Source organism: Kocuria sp. CH-021, assembly GCF_049716185.1.
GTDB lineage: Bacteria > Actinomycetota > Actinomycetes > Actinomycetales > Micrococcaceae > Kocuria > Kocuria cellulosilytica.
In genome coordinates, this window is the sequence record NZ_JBNAFK010000010.1 from 139,879 (window position 1) to 155,047 (window position 15,169).

Consider the following 15,169-nt stretch of genomic DNA (forward strand, 5'->3'; position numbering starts at 1 on the left):
GCCGGTGCCCGTGGCCGGGGACGATGCGGACCGCGGTGTCGTGGGACGTCCCCGGTGACCGGCCTTCACCCGGCGGCGCCACCGCGCTAGGCTCGAACTCCCACCCTCGGCGACCGTTCCCGCTGATCCGCCCAGGCTCGCACCGGTGGAGCGGCCGGCACGTCGTCACCCTGTGGCCCCGCCGATGTCAGGAGATCCCGATGGCCCCCGAGTCCTTCAACGACCTGCTCACCCGCCAGGTGGGCCACGAGTTCGCCGCCTCCCACCAGTACATCGCCGTGGCGGTCTGGTTCGACGGCCAGGACCTTCCCCAGCTGGCCCGGCACTTCTACCGGCAGTCCCTGGAGGAGCGCAACCACGCCATGATGATCGTCCAGTACATCCTGGACCGGGACCTGCCCCTGACCATCCCTGCGGTCGGGGAGGTGCGCAACGACTTCGCCGACGTCCGTGAGCCCCTGGCCCTGGCGCTGTCCCAGGAGCAGGAGGTCACCGAGCAGATCAAGGCGCTGTTCGCCGCCGCCCGGGCCGAGGGGGACGCGCTGGGGGAGCAGTTCATGCTCTGGTTCCTGAAGGAGCAGGTCGAGGAGGTCGCCTCCATGACCACCCTGGTGAACGTCGCGCGCCGGGCCGAGAACCTCTTCGACCTCGAGAACTTCGTGGCCCGGGAGCACGTCGGCGACGGCGGGCACGGCCACGGCTCGGGCGCCCCGGAGGCCGCCGGCGGGGCCGTCTGAGCCGGCAGCAGCCCCCGCGCCTTGATTCCTGGGCCCTCTCCTGCCCTCCCGCTCTCCCTCTCGCTCTCCCTCTCTCCCTCGCTGATTCCTCCGCCGAACCCCCACGCCCCACTCGCCCGATGCGGCGAGTCCCCAGTCCTGTCGCGTTTCCCCACGATCGAACCTGGGGATGCGCGACAGCACTGGGGACTCGATGGCAAGGCCGCCCGGTCTTTGGGGACTCGGCGGGGGTGCTGGCCCGGAGCCTGGGGACTCGGCGGAAAGGCCGCCCGGTCTCTGGGGACTCGGCGGGAGCGCTGGTCCGGAGCGTGGGGACTCGGCGGGAGGGCGGGTCAGTCGGTGGCGCGGGTGAGGTCGGCGTCCTCGTAGCGGACCATCCTCGAGCCCGTCACCAGGCGGTGGCCCAGCCACAGGGCCAGGAACAGGGGCAGGCCGATGTAGGCCGACAGGGCCGCCACGAGGTCGATGTCCCCGATGACGGCCTGGTAGTTCTGCCCCAGGATCACCACGGCGCACAGGACCAGGGCGATCATGGGCCCGAGCGGGAAGAACTTCGCGCGGTACGGGAGGTCGGCGAGGTCGTGGCCCTGGGCGGTGTAGGCCTTGCGGAAGCGGTAGTGGCTCCAGGCGATGCCCATCCACACGATGAACCCCGCCAGCCCGGAGGCGCTGACCAGCCACACGTAGGCCGCGCCGTCGCCGATCAGGGTGGTGAGGAAGCAGGCGGCCCCCACCACGGTGGTGGCCAGCAGCGCGTTCATGGGCACGCCGCGGCGGTTGACCTTCGCCAGGAACTTCGGGGCCTTGCCGCCCTCGGCCAGCGCCCAGAGCATGCGGGTGGAGGCGTAGAGCCCCGAGTTGCCGGCCGAGAGGATCGCGGTGAGGATCACCGCGTTCATCACCGAGGCCGCCGCCAGCACCCCGGCGTTCTCGAAGACCAGGGTGAAGGGGGAGATCGAGATGTCCTCCACGCCGCTGCCCAGCAGGTAGGGGCTGGTGTAGGGGATGAGGAACCCCACGATGGTGATGGCCCCGACGTAGAAGAGCAGGATCCGCACGAACACGGTGCGGATGGCCCGGGGCACGTTCTTCTCCGGGTTCTCGGCCTCGCCGGCGGCGACGCCGACGAGCTCGGTGCCCTGGAAGGAGAAGCCGGCCACCATGAAGATCGCGAGGATCCCGGCCCCGCCCCCGACGAACGGGGCGTCCCCGGTGGTCCAGTTCTCGAAGCCGGGGGAGGAGCCTCCCAGGATGCCCACGATCATGAGCACGCCCAGGACGAGGAAGATCACGATGGTGGCGACCTTGATGAGGGAGAACCAGAACTCGCTCTCGCCGTAGGCGCGGGTGGACAGGGCGTTGAGGCCGAAGAGGATCGCCAGGAACAGCGCCGACCAGATCCAGGACGGCACGTCGGGCAGCCAGTAGCGCATGATCAGCGCGGCGGCCACGAGTTCGGCGGCCACGGTGATCGCCCAGTTGTACCAGTAGTTCCAGCCGATGGCGAAGCCGAAGGAGGGGCTGACGAAGCGGGTGGAGTACTCCTCGAAGGCGCCGGAGACCGGCAAGTAGGTGGCCATCTCGCCCAGGCTCTGCATCAGCAGGAAGACCATGAAGCCGATGGCCACGTAGGCCAGCAGCGCCCCGCCGGGGCCGGCGGTGGCGATGGTGTTGCCCGAGGCCACGAACAGGCCGGTGCCGATGGCCCCGCCCATCGCGATCATGGTCAGGTGGCGGGGCTTGAGGCTGCGGCGCAGCCGTGCGTGCGTCTCTGCGGGAGTCGGTGCTCCCGGTCTGTTCGGGGCGGTCGTCTGGGGCGGTGCGATGGTGTCCACGGGAACCTTTCCTCGGAGGTGGCGGGTCTGCACGCCGGGGGGAGGCCGGGGCGGTGTCCGACCGCCCCGGCCCGGGTCAGTCGTTGATGTAGAGCAGGCGCTTGTTGACGAACTCGTCCATGCCGAGCGGGCCGAGCTCGCGGCCGTAGCCGGAGCGCTTGACCCCGCCGAAGGGCATCCCGGCGCCCTCGGCCTCGGCGGCGTTGACGTTGGCCATGCCGCACTCCAGCTGCTCGGCGACCCGCCGGGCGCGCTCGGGGTCGGTGCTGAAGACCGCCCCGCCGAGGCCGTAGGGGGTGTCGTTGGCCAGGGTCAGCGCCTCGTCGTCGTCGGCCACCCGGTAGACCACCGCGACGGGGCCGAAGAGCTCCTGGTGGTGGGCGGCCATGCCCGGGGTGACGCCGGTGAGCACGGCCGGGGCCAGGTAGGCCCCGGGACCCTCGGCGAGGGTCCCGCCGGTGTGCAGGGTCGCCCCGGCCTCGACGGCCTCGCGGAGCCGGCCGGCCAGGTGCTCGGCGGCGGCGCGGGAGGCCATCGGGGCGTAGGTGCCGTCGGCCTCGACGGCGGGGTCGCCGGGCACCAGCGCGGCGGCCAGGCGGGTCAGCTCGGCCACGAACTCGTCGAAGATCCCGGCGGTGACGATCATGCGCTTGTTGGAGTTGCAGGCCTGGCCGGTGTTGCCCATCCGGGTCGCGAAGGCCGCGCGGGCGGAGGCGGCGACGTCGTCGGTGTCGAGCACCACGTAGGGGTCGGACCCGCCCAGCTCCAGCACGGCCTTCTTCAGGTGCCGCCCGGCGAGCGACCCGACCGCCGCCCCGGCCCGCTCGGAGCCGGTCAGGGACACGCCCTGGACGCGGGGGTCGGCGATGACGTCCTCGATCTGGGCGTGGGAGGCGAAGAGGTTCGTGTACACCCCGGCGGGCACGCCGGCGTCGTCCATCAGCTGCTGGAGGGCCACGGCCGAGCGCGGGCAGGACTCGGCGTGCTTGAGCAGGATCGTGTTGCCCAGCACGAGATTGGGGGCGGCGAAGCGGGCCACCTGGTAGTAGGGGTAGTTCCACGGCAGGATCCCCAGCAGCACCCCGACCGGGCGCTTCTGGATCACGGCCCGCCCCGACCCGTGCGGGGTGGGCAGGGCCTGGTCGGCAGTGAGGGCCGGGCCGTGCTCGGCGAAGTAGCCGAAGATCTCGGCGCAGAACTGCGCCTCCTCGCGGGCCTCGGAGACCGGCTTGCCCATCTCCTGGGTGGCGATGACGGCCAGCTCGTCGGCGCGCTCGGCGAACAGCTCCCCGACCCGGGCGGCCACGGCGGCCCGCTCCTCGATCGGACGGGAGCGCCAGTCGCGGAAGGCGGCGTCGGCGGCGGCGAGCGCCTCCTGGACCTCGGTGTCCGTGGCGGTGGGGACCTCGGTCACGAGCTGACCGGTGGCGGGGTCGATGCTGCGGTAGGCGGGCCGGTCGGTGCCGGCGCGGGCGCGCAGGGCGGAAGTGGTGGTCACGGTGGGTCTCCTTCGGGCAGGGGCGGGTGCGGGCGCGGGTCCGAGCAGGGACGGGTGCGGGCACGGGTGGGAGGCTCCTGGTGCGGAGCAGGGGAGAGCACGGGCTGCGGGTGCGCAGGCTCGCCGGACGGACGAGGGCGTGCTCGGCCGGCGGGGGCAGGGAACTGCCCCCGCCGGCACGGTGTCGCGGAGCGGGCGGGTGCCCGCCGGGATCAGCCGACCGGGGCGAGCTCGGAGCGCAGGGCGGCCAGGAACGCGTCGACGTCCTCGGCCGTGGTGTCGAAGCTGCACACCCAGCGGACCTCGCCCGTGGCGGGGTCCCAGTCGTAGAACCGGAACCGCCGGCGCAGCCGGTCCGCGAGGCCGGCGGGGAGGGTGGCGAAGACGGAGTTGACCTGGGTCTCCTGCGTGAAGGCGATGCCGCGGAGCGACCCGTCGGCGATGCCCGCCTCGATGCCGTCGCGCAGGCGCCGGGCCATCGCGTTCGCGTGGCCCGCGGTGCGCAGGTACAGGTCCCCGTCCAGGAGCGCGAGCAGCTGGGCGGAGACGAACCGCATCTTCGAGGCCAGCTGCATCTGGTTCTTCCGCAGGTAGACCAGGCCCTGGGACGCGGCCTCGTTCAGGACCACCAGGGCCTCGGCACCCAGCGCCCCGTTCTTCGTGCCGCCCAGGGAGAGCACGTCGACGCCCACGTCGGTGGTGAAGGCGCGCAGGGGCAGCCCCAGGGCGGCCGCCGCGTTCGAGAGCCGGGCCCCGTCCAGGAAGACGGACATGCTGTGGGCGTGCGCGTACTCCGTGACGGCCCGGATCTCCTCCGGCGTGTAGAGGGTGCCGAGCTCGGTGGACTGGGTGAGGTGGACGACGAGCGGCTGGGCGCGGTGCTCGTCCCCCCAGCCCCAGGCCTCCGCCGCGATCAGCTCGGGCGTGAGCTTGCCGTTCCCCGTGGGGACGGGGAGGAGCTTGATGCCGGCGGACTTCTCGGGCGCACCGCCCTCGTCGACGTGGATGTGCGCCGTGTCCGCGCAGATCACCGCGCCCCAGCGCGGGAGCATCGACTGCAGCCCGACCACGTTGGCGCCCGTGCCGTTGAACATCGGCCACACCGAGGTGCCCTCGCCGAAGTGCTGCCCGATCACGTCCTGCAGCCGTGCCGTGTACTCGTCCTCGCCGTAGGCGACCTGGTGGCCGCCGTTGGCCTCGGCCAGCGCGTCCAGCACCTCCGGGTGGACCCCGGAGTAGTTGTCCGAGGCGAATCCCCGCAGCCGGTCGTCATGGATCTTCTTCATTCAGTTCCTCACCTGTTCCTGGATCTCGATGATCGAGTCGTTGAGCTCCGGGGCCTCTGCGGCCCACAGCCCGGCGTAGGCGGCCGCGAGGCGGTCCTCCAGGCCGGCCAGGGCCTTCACCCGGAAGATCACCGCGGCGGCGCGCAGCGGCTCGCCGGCCTCGCGGGCGGCCTTCGCCCAGCCCTGCGCCACCGCCCGGGTCCACGCCTCGCTCGCGGCCTTCACGGCGGCGTAGTTGGCGCCGCCCGCCAGCGGGCGCTCGACCGCGGTCGAGGACACGATCGCCAGCCGGCCGGCCGGGGAGGCCCGCAGGTCGTCGTCGACGGCGCGGCTCAGGTGCCGCAGCGCGGTGAAGGAGGACTCCAGCGCGCGGTAGTCCTCCTCCGTCTGCCCGGCGAGCCCGCCGCCGCCGCGCCAGCCGCCGACGAGGTGGAGCAGCCCGTCGAGCGACGAGCCGCGGTCGTGCAGCCGGACGAGGAGCTCGCGCACGGCGCGCTCGTCCGCGAGGTCCAGCGTCTCCGTGTCCGCCCCCAGCGCTGCGAGGGGCGCGAGCTTGTCCGGGTGGCGCCCCGTGGCGACGACGTGTGCCCCGGCCGAGGTCAGGGCGCGCGTCGCCGCCAGACCGGACGCACTGGTGGCGCCCGCGATCAGCACGGTGCGGCCGGTCAGGTCGGTCATCGCTCAGACGTCCGTGGCGCGGATGCCGGTGGTCGAGGCGATGACGCCCTTCAGCTTCTTGTCGAGCGCCTCGAAGAACATCGACAGCGGGAACTCGTCGTCCAGCACCAGGTCCGTGTAGCCCTTGGGCGGGCCGGCCAGCACCTCGCGGGGGAGCCCCTCCGCCCACGCCGACGCGGGGTTCGGGGGCACCACGGAGGCGATCAGCTCGTACGCCTTCATCCAGTGCACGGTCTTCGGCCGGTCGATCGACTCCCAGTACAGCTGGTCGATCGCCTCGCCGAGCTCGACGACCGCGTCGGCGACCCGGTCCCAGTCGAAGCTGAGCTCGACGTCGCGCCACTGCAGGACGTGCTTGCGGTGGAGCCAGGCGAACAGCAGCTGGCCGCCCAGCCCGTCGTAGTTGCGCACCCGCGACCCGGTGAGGGCGAACCGGAAGATCCGGTCGAAGATCACCGCGTACTGCACGAGCTTCCCGTGCCGGCGGGTCTGCTCCTCGGTCCCGGTGAGCTCCTCGCCGGCCGCGCTGCGCGCCGTGAGCGCCCGCTCGATCGTGACCGACTCCCGGAACGCGGTCAGGTCGCAGCGCAGCTCCTCCAGGGAGTACAGGAAGAACGGCATCCGCTGCTTGATCATGAAGGGGTCGAACGGCAGGTCCCCGCGCATGTGCGTGCGGTCGTGGATGATGTCCCACATCACGAACGTCTTCTCGGCGAGGTCCTGGTCGGCGAGCAGCGCCGCGGCGTCCTCGGGCAGGTCCAGCCTGGTGATGCCGGCGGCCGCGGTGACCACGCGGCGGTACCGCGCCGCCTCGCGGTCCTGGAAGATCGCGCCCCAGGTGAAGGCCGGGATCTCCCGCACGGCGACCGTCTCGGGGAACAGCACCGCCGAGTTCGAGTCGTAGCCCGGGGTGAAGTCGATCAGCCGCAGGGACACGAACGCCTTGTTGCCGTAGTCCCCGGCCTCGAGCTCGGCGATGAACTCCGGCCAGATCGCCTCCACGAGCAGGGCCTCGACGTGCCGGTTCGCCGAGCCGTTCTGGGTGTACATCGGGAACACGACGAGGTGCCGGATGCCGTCGACGCGGTGGCGCTGCGGGTGGAACTCGACGAGGGAGTCGAGGAAGTCCGGCTCCCCGAAGCCGCCGTCCGCCCAGCGCGCGAAGTCGCCGGGCAGCGCCGCCAGGTACGCCGCGTCGTGCGGGAACAGCGGGGCGAGCTCGGCGATCGACTCCACGATCACCCCGACCTGTTCGCGCGCCGCTGCGTGGTCGGCGGGATCGGGGACGGACCCGTCCTTGACCTGCAGGGCCTGCAGGGCGGTGGCCGCCGACCTCAGCCGGAGCCAGGCGGGGCTCGACTCCACGGTGCGGGCGTCCTCGACGACCTCAGGCTCGCCGATGATGGCCTGAACCGCCTGCAGAGACGTGGACATTGAAACCCTCCTGTCGTGAAGTCAACGGAAATTTTCCGGTGATGCCGGTCACACACAGGAATATTCACATGAGGTCAGGGGGGTGTCAACACCCACGGCACGATCGGCTGATAGCGTTCGGCCCATGGACGACCCCATGGACGTGCGACTGGCCACCGAGGTCTCCCACGACCCGCGCGCCACCCTGGCCCAGCTGTCCGAACGCGTGGGCCTCTCGGTCTCGGCCGTGCAGGCGCGCCTGCGCAAGCTCGAGAGCAGCGGCGTGATCACCGGCTACCAGGCGATCCTCGACCCCGAGGCCATCGGCAAACCGCTCGCGGCCTTCATCGAGCTCACCCCGCTCGACCCGCGTCAGCCCGACAATGCCCCCGAGCTCCTGCAGTCCATCACGGCGATCGAGGCCTGCCACTCGGTGGCCGGGGACTCCTCCTACATGCTGTTCGTCCGGGTGGCCTCGCCGAAGGCCCTCGAGGCCCTCGTCAACGAGGTGCGCCAGGTGGCCTCCGTCAGCACCCGCACCACCGTGGTGCTGCAGACGTTCTACGAGCACCGGCCGATGCTCCCCGCCGCGGGGTCCTGAGCACCGACCCCGGTCGGTTCAGTGGAACCGCCGGCTGGGCCGGAACCGCCGGCTCAGAGGAAACGCCACAGCGGCCGCAGGACCACCTCCGCGAAGCGGGCCGCGGGGTGGCGGCGGTCCCACTCCTCGGCCGTGAGCTCCCGGCAGTTCTCGCTGTCGGCGGCGAAGATGCGCTCCATGTCCGCGGCGAAGGCCTCGTCGTGGATCTCGAGGGTGGTCTCGTAGTTGAAGCCCAGGCTCAGGCGGTCGATGTTGGCGGTGCCCACCAGCGACCACTGCCCGTCGATGGTGACCGTCTTGGCGTGGATCATCGCGTTGCGGTAGAGCAGCAGCGTGATGTCCTCCTCGAGCAGCGCCGAGTAGAAGCCGCGGGCCAGCCAGTCGGCGATGACGTGGTTGGAGTTCTCCGGGATGATGACCCGCACGTCCACGCCGCGGTGGGAGGCCTCGACCAGCGCCTCGAGGATCTGCTGGTCGGGGATGAAGTAGGCAGTGGTGAGGTGGATGTGGTGCGTCGCGCGGTGGATCGCGTCCAGGTAGACGCTGCGGATCGGGTACACCAGGCTCGCCGGGATGTTGTTGACCGCGTGCACGCGCGAGTCCCACTCGCCGGGGCTCAGGTGCGGCAGCCGGTCCGGGCGGTGGGCGGAGGAGTGGTTCCACACGGCGGCGAAGGAGTGGCTCAGCTCGAAGGTGGCGGGCCCGGTCAGGCGCACGTGGGTGTCGCGCCACTCGGTGGCGTACAGGGCGCCGATGTTGTAGCCGCCCACGAACCCGACCTCGTCGTCGACCACGAGGAGCTTGCGGTGCGTCAGCCCGGACGCCTGCACCGGGGTCAGCAGCCGGCGCAGGTGCACCGCGGGGAAGCGGTGGACGTGCACGTCCGGGTGGAACGCGTAGAAGGACCGGGGCACCACGAGGTTCCCGAAGCCGTCGTAGATCACGTAGACCTCGACCCCGCGCTCGGCGGCCTCGTTGAGGGCGTCGCGGAAGGCGGTGCCGACCTCGTCGTCCTTCCAGAGGTAGGTCTCCAGCAGGATGCGCTCCTCGGCGCCGCGGATCGCGGCGAGCATGTCCCGGTAGAGGTCCTCGCCGTAGGTGTAGGCCGTGGTGCCGGTGCCGGCCACCTCGCCCTCGAAGGTCCCCGGCCGGGGGAAGCCGCTGCGCCGCACGCGCTGCCGGCGCTTGACCGCGTCCGTGCCGACCAGGGTGACGACGACGGCGGCCTGCACCGCGGCGAAGCCGGCCGCCGAGCGCAGGGCGAGCTTGCGGAGGAGGTGCGGGTCCGCTGCGGGGAAGAGGCTCATCCGCGAAGCCTATCCACCGGCCCCGGGCGCTCGCCGGAGCGGCCCGCCGCGCTCGGCGACGGGCCGCCCCGGGACCGGGTGCCCGCGCTCAGGCGGACGCGAGCGCGGGGTCGGTGTGCTCGAGGCCGTGGGCCTCGCTCACCGAGCGGTGGGTGACCCGCCCCGCGTGGACGTTGAGCCCGGCGGCCAGGGCCGGGTCGGTGGCCAGCGCGGCCTCGGCGCCCCGGTCGGCGAGGGCCACGGCGTGGCGGAGGGTGACGTTGGTCAGCGCGTAGGTGGAGGTGGACGGCACAGCCCCGGGCATGTTGGCCACGCAGTAGAAGACCGTGTCGTGGACGCGGAAGGTCGGGTCCTCGTGAGTGGTGGGGCGGGAGTCGGCGAAGCACCCGCCCTGGTCCACGGCGATGTCCACCAGCACGCTGCCGGGCTTCATGGCCGCGACCATCTCGTTGGTGACCAGCTTCGGGGCCCTCGCCCCGGGAACGAGCACGGAGCCGACGACGAGGTCGGCCTCGGTCACGGCGCGCTCGACCTCCAGGGCGTTGGAGGCGATGGTCGTGAGGCGCCCGGCGTACCGGTCGTCGAGCTGGCGCAGGCGGTCGACGTTGATGTCGAGGATGCTCACGTCCGCGCCCAGGCCCACGGCCATGGCGGCGGCGTTGGTGCCGGCCACCCCGGCCCCCAGCACGGTGACTTTGGCCGGGCGCACCCCGGGCACTCCGCCCAGCAGCACGCCCTTGCCGCCGGCCGGGGCGGTCAGGGCCGCGGCCCCGGCCTGGACGGCCAGCCGCCCGGCGACCTCGCTCATCGGGGCCAGCAGCGGCAGGCGCCGGTCCGGGGTCTGGACCGTCTCGTAGGCGATCGCGGTGACCCCGGCCTCCAGCAGGGCGGTGGTCAGCTCGGGCTCGGCGGCCAGGTGCAGGTAGGCGAAGAGCACCAGGCCCTCGCGGAAGCGGTGGTACTCGGAGGCCACCGGCTCCTTGACCTTCAGGACCATGTCGGCCCGCGCCCACAGCTCGTCGGCGTCGGCGACGATCTGCGCGCCGGCGGCGGTGTAGGCGTCGTCGTCGATCCCGGACCCGAGGCCCGCCCCGGCCTCGACGAGGACCTCGTGGCCGTGGGCCACCAGCTCGTGCACGCCCGGGGCGGTGATGGCCACCCGGTACTCGTTGGTCTTCACTTCGCGGGGAACGGAGACGATCATGACGGTGCCTTCCGAAGAAACGGTGGTGCGGTGAGAAAAAACTACGATTTCTTCCCCTTCAGCGCACTAGAATCGAAGGTCCTTCGGCAGGTCAGACAGAACTGGCAGAATGGAGCGTCATGTGACGTACCCCACACCGCGCGCACCGCAGGATCTGCGGCCCGCCCACCAGCTCGACGACCTCGACCTCCGGCTGCTCGGCCTGCTGCGCGAGAACGCCCGCGCCACCAACCAGGCCCTCAGCGAGGCCCTCGGGGTGGCGCCGTCCACGTGCCTGGCCCGGATGAAGGCGCTGCAGCGGGCCGGGGTGATCCGCCGGTTCACCGTGGAGGTCGAGCCCAAGGCCCTGGGCCAGACCATCGAGGCGCTCATCAGCGTGCGGCTGCGCCCCGGCGCCCGGCAGCAGATGGCCGCCTTCGGGGAGTCACTGAAGACGGTCCCCGAGGTCTCGCAGTACTTCTTCCTGGGCGGGGTGGACGACTTCCTGATCCACGTCCGGGTGCGGGACACCGAGCACATCCGCCAGTTCGTGATCGAGCACCTGTCCTCGAACCCGGTCGTGGCCGCCACGCAGACCAGTCTCGTGTTCGAGCACGTGCCCGGCCCGCAGGGGCTGTGAGCGGACGGGCCCGCCGTCGTCGTGCCGTCGGCGCTGTTCCGTCAGGGGGGCTCCGTCAGCTCGTCGTCCCGTCGGCGCCGCTCCCGGCGGTCTCCTCGAGGACGTCCTCGGCGCTCTCGCCCGTGACGTCCTCGGCGGCGGGGTCCTCCAGCGCCGCGCCGCCGAGCGGATCGCGGTGCCAGGCCGCCAGCTCCCACCCGCCGCCGGCGCGGTGCTCGAGCACGGCCGCGCCGGTGTTCATGATCTCCAGCTCCGCCGCCTCGGCGGCGTCGATCCCGGCGCGCAGGGCGGTCCAGACGCGGATCGCCGCCCCGTGGCTGAACACGGCGGCCGTGTCCGCGGGGTCGTGGTCCTGCACGATCCGCTGCAGGGCGGCCTCGTAGCGGCCGAGGAACTCGTGGCCGTCCGGGCCGCCGGGCATGGGCTGCTCCAGGTCGCCGTGAACCCACGCCAGCAGGCAGGAGATGTAGGCCCGGCGGGCGTCAGGGTCCCCGCGCATCTCCAGCTCCCCGGCCGGGATCTCCTCCAGGCCGGCCCGGACCTGCACCACCAGCCCGCGGGCCTCGGCCAGCGGCGCGGCCGTGTGCTGCGTCCGCACCAGCTGCGAGGCGTGGACGCCGCTGATCCGCTCGTGGCCGAGAGCGGCCGGCACCGCGCGGGCCTGGGCCCGCCCCAGGCTCGTCAGCTGGGCGCCGGGCACCGCCGTGTCGAGCTCTCCCGAGACGTTGCAGGGGGTCTGGCCGTGGCGGATCAGCAGCAAGCGCATGCCTCCCAGCCTAGGGCTGCCCCCCTGCGTCCGGGCGGCGGCGGTCCGCCGATCCGCCGGGCCGGGCGGCAGCTCAGCCCGTGGTGAGCAGGACCTTGATGGCCCGGCGCTCGTCCATCGCCCGGTAGGCCTCGGCGGCCTCCTCCAGCGGCAGGGTGAGGTCGAAGACCTTGCCGGGGTCGATCTCCCGGTCCCAGATCAGCCGGATCAGCTCGGGCAGGAACCGGCGCACCGGGGCGGGCCCGCCGTGCAGGTGCACCCCGGAGAAGAACAGCTCCTGGCCGGGCAGCGAGACGTCGTGGGACACGCCCACGTAGCCGACGTGGCCGCCGGGGCGGGTGGAGCGGATGGCCTGCAGCATCGACTCCTGGGTGCCCACGGCCTCGATGACGGAGTGCGCCCCGAGCCCGCCGGTGAGCTCCTTGATCCGCGCGACGCCCTCGTCGCCGCGCTCCTCGACGATGTCGGTGGCGCCGAACTCGCGGGCCAGGGCCTGCCGGTCCGCGTGGCGGGACATCGCGATGATCCGCTCCGCACCCAGCTGCTTCGCGGCCAGCACGCCGAGCAGTCCGACCGCGCCGTCGCCCACGACGGCCACGGTCTTGCCGGGACCGACCTCCGCGGCCACGGCGGCGAACCAGCCGGTGCCCAGCACGTCCGAGGCCGCCAGCAGGGACGGGATCAGCTCCGGGTCGGGCTGTCCCGGGGTGGCCACCAGGGTGCCGTCGGCCAGCGGGACCCGCACGTACTGGGACTGCGCGCCGGTGGCCGCCCCGGGCTGCCGGTTCACGCAGTGGGTCTGGTAGCCGGACCGGCAGATCTCGCAGGTGTTGTCGGAGGCGAAGAAGGAGCCGACCACGAAGTCGCCGACCGCGATGTCCTGCACCTGGTCCCCGACCTCCTCCGCGGTGCCGACGTACTCGTGGCCCATCGGGGCGGGGCCGTCGACGTCCTCGAGGCCCCGGTAGGGCCACAGGTCGGAGCCGCAGACACAGGCGGCGGCGACCTTCAGGATCGCGTCGGTGGGCTCGACGACCGCCGGGCGCTCGCGGTCCTCGACACGGACGTCTCCGGGGGTGTGCAGCAGGACTCCACGCATGACGGGTTCTCCTTCGGGGTCGGTGCTCCGGCCCGGGGCGGGACGGACGACGGCGGGGCGCACGCCGGGCACGGTGCCCAGTCAACCCCGAGGTCGGGTGGTCCGGGAAGCCCCGCCGGAACGCCCTCCCGGTGAGCCGCGGGCCGGCTGGTGCCCGTCGTCCGGACCCCGGGCTCCGATCCGGGAACGCCGGGTGGGCGCCGCGCGGGCCCCGCAGGGGCGAGGATGGTGCCCATGACCCGTCCTCCGCGCCGCCCGATCCCTTCGACCGACCGGGCCGGGGCGCGCCCTCCGGACCCGCGCCGGCTGCCCCGGCGGCTCGTGCAGCTCTACGCCGGGCTGGTGCTCTACGGCATCACCATGGGGATGCTCGTGCGCTCCGAGCTCGGCGTGGTCCCCTGGGACGTGCTCCACCAGGGTCTGTCCCGGCAGTTCGGGGTGAGCATGGGCACGGTCGTCATCGTGGTCAGCGTGCTGCTCCTCCTGCTGTGGATCCCGCTGCGCGAACGGCCCGGGATCGGCACCCTCAGCAACGCGGTGGTGGTCGGCCTGGTGCTCGACGCGACCCTGCTGGTGCTGCCGCCGGTCGAGGCGATGTGGCTGCGGGTGCTGCTCGTGCTCGCCGGCGTGGTCCTCAACGCCGTGGCGACCGCCGCGTACATCGGGGTGCACCTCGGCCCCGGTCCACGGGACGGGCTGATGACCGGCCTGGTGCGGCGCACCGGGGGCTCCGTGCGTGTGGTGCGCACCTCGATCGAGGCGGTCGTGGTGCTGATCGGCTGGCTGCTCGGCGGCACCGTGGGGCTGGGCACGGTGCTCTACGCGCTGGCCATCGGCCCGCTGGTCCAGGTCCTGCTGCCCCGGCTGAGCGTCCGGCTGCCCCGCTGACGCCGCCGCCCGCCGCGGAGGTGCCGGAATCCGTCATCGGCCCCGGGCAGACGTTGTGCCCGAGGCCATCTCCCGGGTCCGGGCGGGGCCGGTGAGCACCCTCCCGCGGACGGCCCGCACCGGCAGGTACGGCTCCCGCCACGTACGGCTGTCACTGGAGCGGGCACGGTGGTCCCCGAGCAGCAGCAGGCGGCCCGCCGGGACCCGGAAGACACCGCACGGGCCCCCGGGGTGCACCACATAGGGCTCGGCCACGGGGCGGCCGTCGACACGGATCCGGCCGCCCGGCTCGATCACCACCTGCTCGCCCGGCAGGCCGAGGATCCGCTTGACGACCGTCCGGCCCAGCTCCGGCGAGTCGACGACGACGACGACGTCGCCGCGCCGGATCCGTCCGCGCCGCCACACGCGCCGGGTCAGCAGGCGCCCGCCCGGCAGCAGGGTAGGGGCCATGGACCCGGAGTCGACCTGCGTCACGAAGACCAGCCAGCGGCGGACGGCCAGGCCGACCAGGACGGCGGCCAGGGCCACCGTCGACACCGTCACCAGCTGCTGTCCCACGGGTCCGTCCCCGGCTCGGGGTCAGTGCCGGTGCGCGGTGTGCGCGTGGTGGTCCTCGTGCTCCTCGCCCTCGGCCAGTTTGAAGAAGCGGACGTAGGCCTCGACGTAGGCCCGTCCGGCCTCGAGGTCGTCCACGTCGTAGGTCTTGCGCGCCAGCACCGCCGCCAGGCGCTGCTCCAGCTCCGGGACCTGTTCCTCGGGCACCAGGCCCGCGAGGGGTTCCAGCGTGCCGGTGTAGACGCAGCGGTCCGCGGCGACCACCTTCTCGGCGAGGGGCGCTCCCGAGGGCTTGAGGCCGGTGTACGGGGCGCCCTCACCGGCGCGGTGGGTGCGCACGAGGTTCTCCAGGAACCAGCGGTCGGCCACCTCCCGGGCCTCCTCGCCCTGCGCCCGCGCCGTCCGGGCCAGGTCGAAGATCTCCCGCAGCTCGTTCTCCTGCTCGGGGCCGACCCACTTCAGGGCGTGGCCGGGACGGCCCGTCTCCAGGGCCCGCATCCCGTCCTGGACGGCGGGCCCGTCCATCGTGTCGCAGTGGGCCGAGGCACGCACCGGGCGCAGGACCACCACCGACAGGGCCAGCAAGCAGGCCCCGAGAACCATCAGCACGGTCGTCACGGTTCGTCTCCTTCGTGGGCGGCTCCCGCACGGGCGGGGGCCGCAGGTGGGCAGTACGGCGC

General features: G+C 73.0%; 15 protein-coding genes. 4 read left to right on the forward strand and 11 right to left on the reverse strand.

Features of this window, described 5'->3' with window-relative positions; all coding sequences use genetic code 11:
* The first annotated feature begins 200 nt into the window (after positions 1-200).
* The gene (locus ACPYN7_RS09825; RefSeq protein ID WP_424347520.1) at positions 201-737 is read left to right on the forward strand and encodes a ferritin; all 537 of its coding nucleotides are present in this window, start codon (positions 201-203) and stop codon (positions 735-737) included.
* Positions 738-1,069: 332 nt separating this feature from the next.
* Here the strand turns inward: ACPYN7_RS09825 and ACPYN7_RS09830 are convergent, their stop codons facing one another.
* From ACPYN7_RS09830 to ACPYN7_RS09850, 5 genes are all read right to left on the reverse strand, one after another.
* The gene (locus ACPYN7_RS09830; RefSeq protein WP_424347521.1) at positions 1,070-2,572 is read right to left on the reverse strand and encodes an amino acid permease; all 1,503 of its coding nucleotides are present in this window, start codon (positions 2,570-2,572) and stop codon (positions 1,070-1,072) included.
* A 76-nt stretch (positions 2,573-2,648) separates the two neighbouring features.
* Positions 2,649-4,070, reverse strand: a complete 1,422-nt coding sequence (locus ACPYN7_RS09835; RefSeq protein ID WP_424347522.1) for an NAD-dependent succinate-semialdehyde dehydrogenase — start codon at positions 4,068-4,070, stop codon at positions 2,649-2,651.
* Positions 4,071-4,282: 212 nt separating this feature from the next.
* Complete coding sequence (locus tag ACPYN7_RS09840; protein ID WP_424347523.1) at positions 4,283-5,356, reverse strand: threonine aldolase family protein; 1,074 nt, start codon at positions 5,354-5,356, stop codon at positions 4,283-4,285.
* Positions 5,357-6,034, reverse strand: a complete 678-nt coding sequence (locus ACPYN7_RS09845) for an SDR family NAD(P)-dependent oxidoreductase (RefSeq protein WP_424347524.1) — start codon at positions 6,032-6,034, stop codon at positions 5,357-5,359.
* Positions 6,035-6,037: 3 nt separating this feature from the next.
* Complete coding sequence (locus tag ACPYN7_RS09850) at positions 6,038-7,468, reverse strand: DUF6421 family protein (protein ID WP_424347525.1); 1,431 nt, start codon at positions 7,466-7,468, stop codon at positions 6,038-6,040.
* A 124-nt stretch (positions 7,469-7,592) separates the two neighbouring features.
* On the opposite strand from ACPYN7_RS09850, the gene ACPYN7_RS09855 reads away from it, so the two are divergent.
* Positions 7,593-8,048: an Lrp/AsnC family transcriptional regulator gene (locus ACPYN7_RS09855; protein WP_424347526.1), complete on the forward strand. Its 456-nt coding sequence runs from the start codon at positions 7,593-7,595 to the stop codon at positions 8,046-8,048.
* 53 nt (positions 8,049-8,101) lie between these two features.
* Here ACPYN7_RS09855 and ACPYN7_RS09860 read toward each other — a convergent pair whose 3' ends face one another.
* Positions 8,102-9,355, reverse strand: a complete 1,254-nt coding sequence (locus ACPYN7_RS09860; protein ID WP_424347527.1) for a phospholipase D-like domain-containing protein — start codon at positions 9,353-9,355, stop codon at positions 8,102-8,104.
* Positions 9,356-9,443: 88 nt separating this feature from the next.
* Positions 9,444-10,559 (reverse strand): alanine dehydrogenase, encoded by a 1,116-nt coding sequence (ald, locus tag ACPYN7_RS09865; protein WP_424347528.1) that lies wholly within the window; start codon positions 10,557-10,559, stop codon positions 9,444-9,446.
* A 121-nt stretch (positions 10,560-10,680) separates the two neighbouring features.
* Here ald and ACPYN7_RS09870 point away from each other — a divergent pair, with 121 nt between their 5' ends.
* Positions 10,681-11,178, forward strand: a complete 498-nt coding sequence (locus ACPYN7_RS09870; RefSeq protein ID WP_408669430.1) for an Lrp/AsnC family transcriptional regulator — start codon at positions 10,681-10,683, stop codon at positions 11,176-11,178.
* Positions 11,179-11,233: 55 nt separating this feature from the next.
* Here the strand turns inward: ACPYN7_RS09870 and ACPYN7_RS09875 are convergent, their stop codons facing one another.
* Both ACPYN7_RS09875 and ACPYN7_RS09880 read right to left on the reverse strand, forming a co-directional pair.
* Positions 11,234-11,944, reverse strand: a complete 711-nt coding sequence (locus tag ACPYN7_RS09875; RefSeq protein WP_424347529.1) for a histidine phosphatase family protein — start codon at positions 11,942-11,944, stop codon at positions 11,234-11,236.
* Between the two features lie 73 nt (positions 11,945-12,017).
* A complete protein-coding gene (locus ACPYN7_RS09880; RefSeq protein WP_424347530.1) occupies positions 12,018-13,043 on the reverse strand; it encodes a zinc-dependent alcohol dehydrogenase family protein in 1,026 nt (341 codons plus the stop codon).
* Positions 13,044-13,268: 225 nt separating this feature from the next.
* On the opposite strand from ACPYN7_RS09880, the gene ACPYN7_RS09885 reads away from it, so the two are divergent.
* A complete protein-coding gene (locus ACPYN7_RS09885) occupies positions 13,269-13,931 on the forward strand; it encodes a YczE/YyaS/YitT family protein (RefSeq protein ID WP_424347531.1) in 663 nt (220 codons plus the stop codon).
* Between the two features lie 33 nt (positions 13,932-13,964).
* On the opposite strand, the gene lepB is transcribed toward ACPYN7_RS09885, so the two are convergent.
* Positions 13,965-14,492, reverse strand: coding sequence for a signal peptidase I (gene lepB / locus ACPYN7_RS09890; protein ID WP_424347532.1), 528 nt, complete (start codon positions 14,490-14,492; stop codon positions 13,965-13,967).
* 21 nt (positions 14,493-14,513) lie between these two features.
* Positions 14,514-15,107, reverse strand: a complete 594-nt coding sequence (locus ACPYN7_RS09895) for a DUF6448 family protein (protein WP_424347533.1) — start codon at positions 15,105-15,107, stop codon at positions 14,514-14,516.
* Positions 15,108-15,169 lie beyond the last annotated feature (62 nt).

What these genes read in the sequence shown, in the direction of transcription:
- ACPYN7_RS09825 (WP_424347520.1), top strand. Translation starts at nt 201, where the DNA reads ATGGCCCCCGAGTCCTTCAACGACCTGCTCACCCGCCAGGTGGGCCAC.
- ACPYN7_RS09840 (WP_424347523.1), bottom strand. Translation starts at nt 5,356, where the DNA reads ATGAAGAAGATCCATGACGACCGGCTGCGGGGATTCGCCTCGGACAAC.
- ACPYN7_RS09845 (WP_424347524.1), bottom strand. Translation starts at nt 6,034, where the DNA reads ATGACCGACCTGACCGGCCGCACCGTGCTGATCGCGGGCGCCACCAGT.
- ACPYN7_RS09850 (WP_424347525.1), bottom strand. Translation starts at nt 7,468, where the DNA reads ATGTCCACGTCTCTGCAGGCGGTTCAGGCCATCATCGGCGAGCCTGAG.
- ACPYN7_RS09855 (WP_424347526.1), top strand. Translation starts at nt 7,593, where the DNA reads ATGGACGACCCCATGGACGTGCGACTGGCCACCGAGGTCTCCCACGAC.
- ACPYN7_RS09860 (WP_424347527.1), bottom strand. Translation starts at nt 9,355, where the DNA reads ATGAGCCTCTTCCCCGCAGCGGACCCGCACCTCCTCCGCAAGCTCGCC.
- ald (WP_424347528.1), bottom strand. Translation starts at nt 10,559, where the DNA reads ATGATCGTCTCCGTTCCCCGCGAAGTGAAGACCAACGAGTACCGGGTG.
- ACPYN7_RS09875 (WP_424347529.1), bottom strand. Translation starts at nt 11,944, where the DNA reads ATGCGCTTGCTGCTGATCCGCCACGGCCAGACCCCCTGCAACGTCTCG.
- ACPYN7_RS09880 (WP_424347530.1), bottom strand. Translation starts at nt 13,043, where the DNA reads ATGCGTGGAGTCCTGCTGCACACCCCCGGAGACGTCCGTGTCGAGGAC.
- ACPYN7_RS09885 (WP_424347531.1), top strand. Translation starts at nt 13,269, where the DNA reads ATGGTGCCCATGACCCGTCCTCCGCGCCGCCCGATCCCTTCGACCGAC.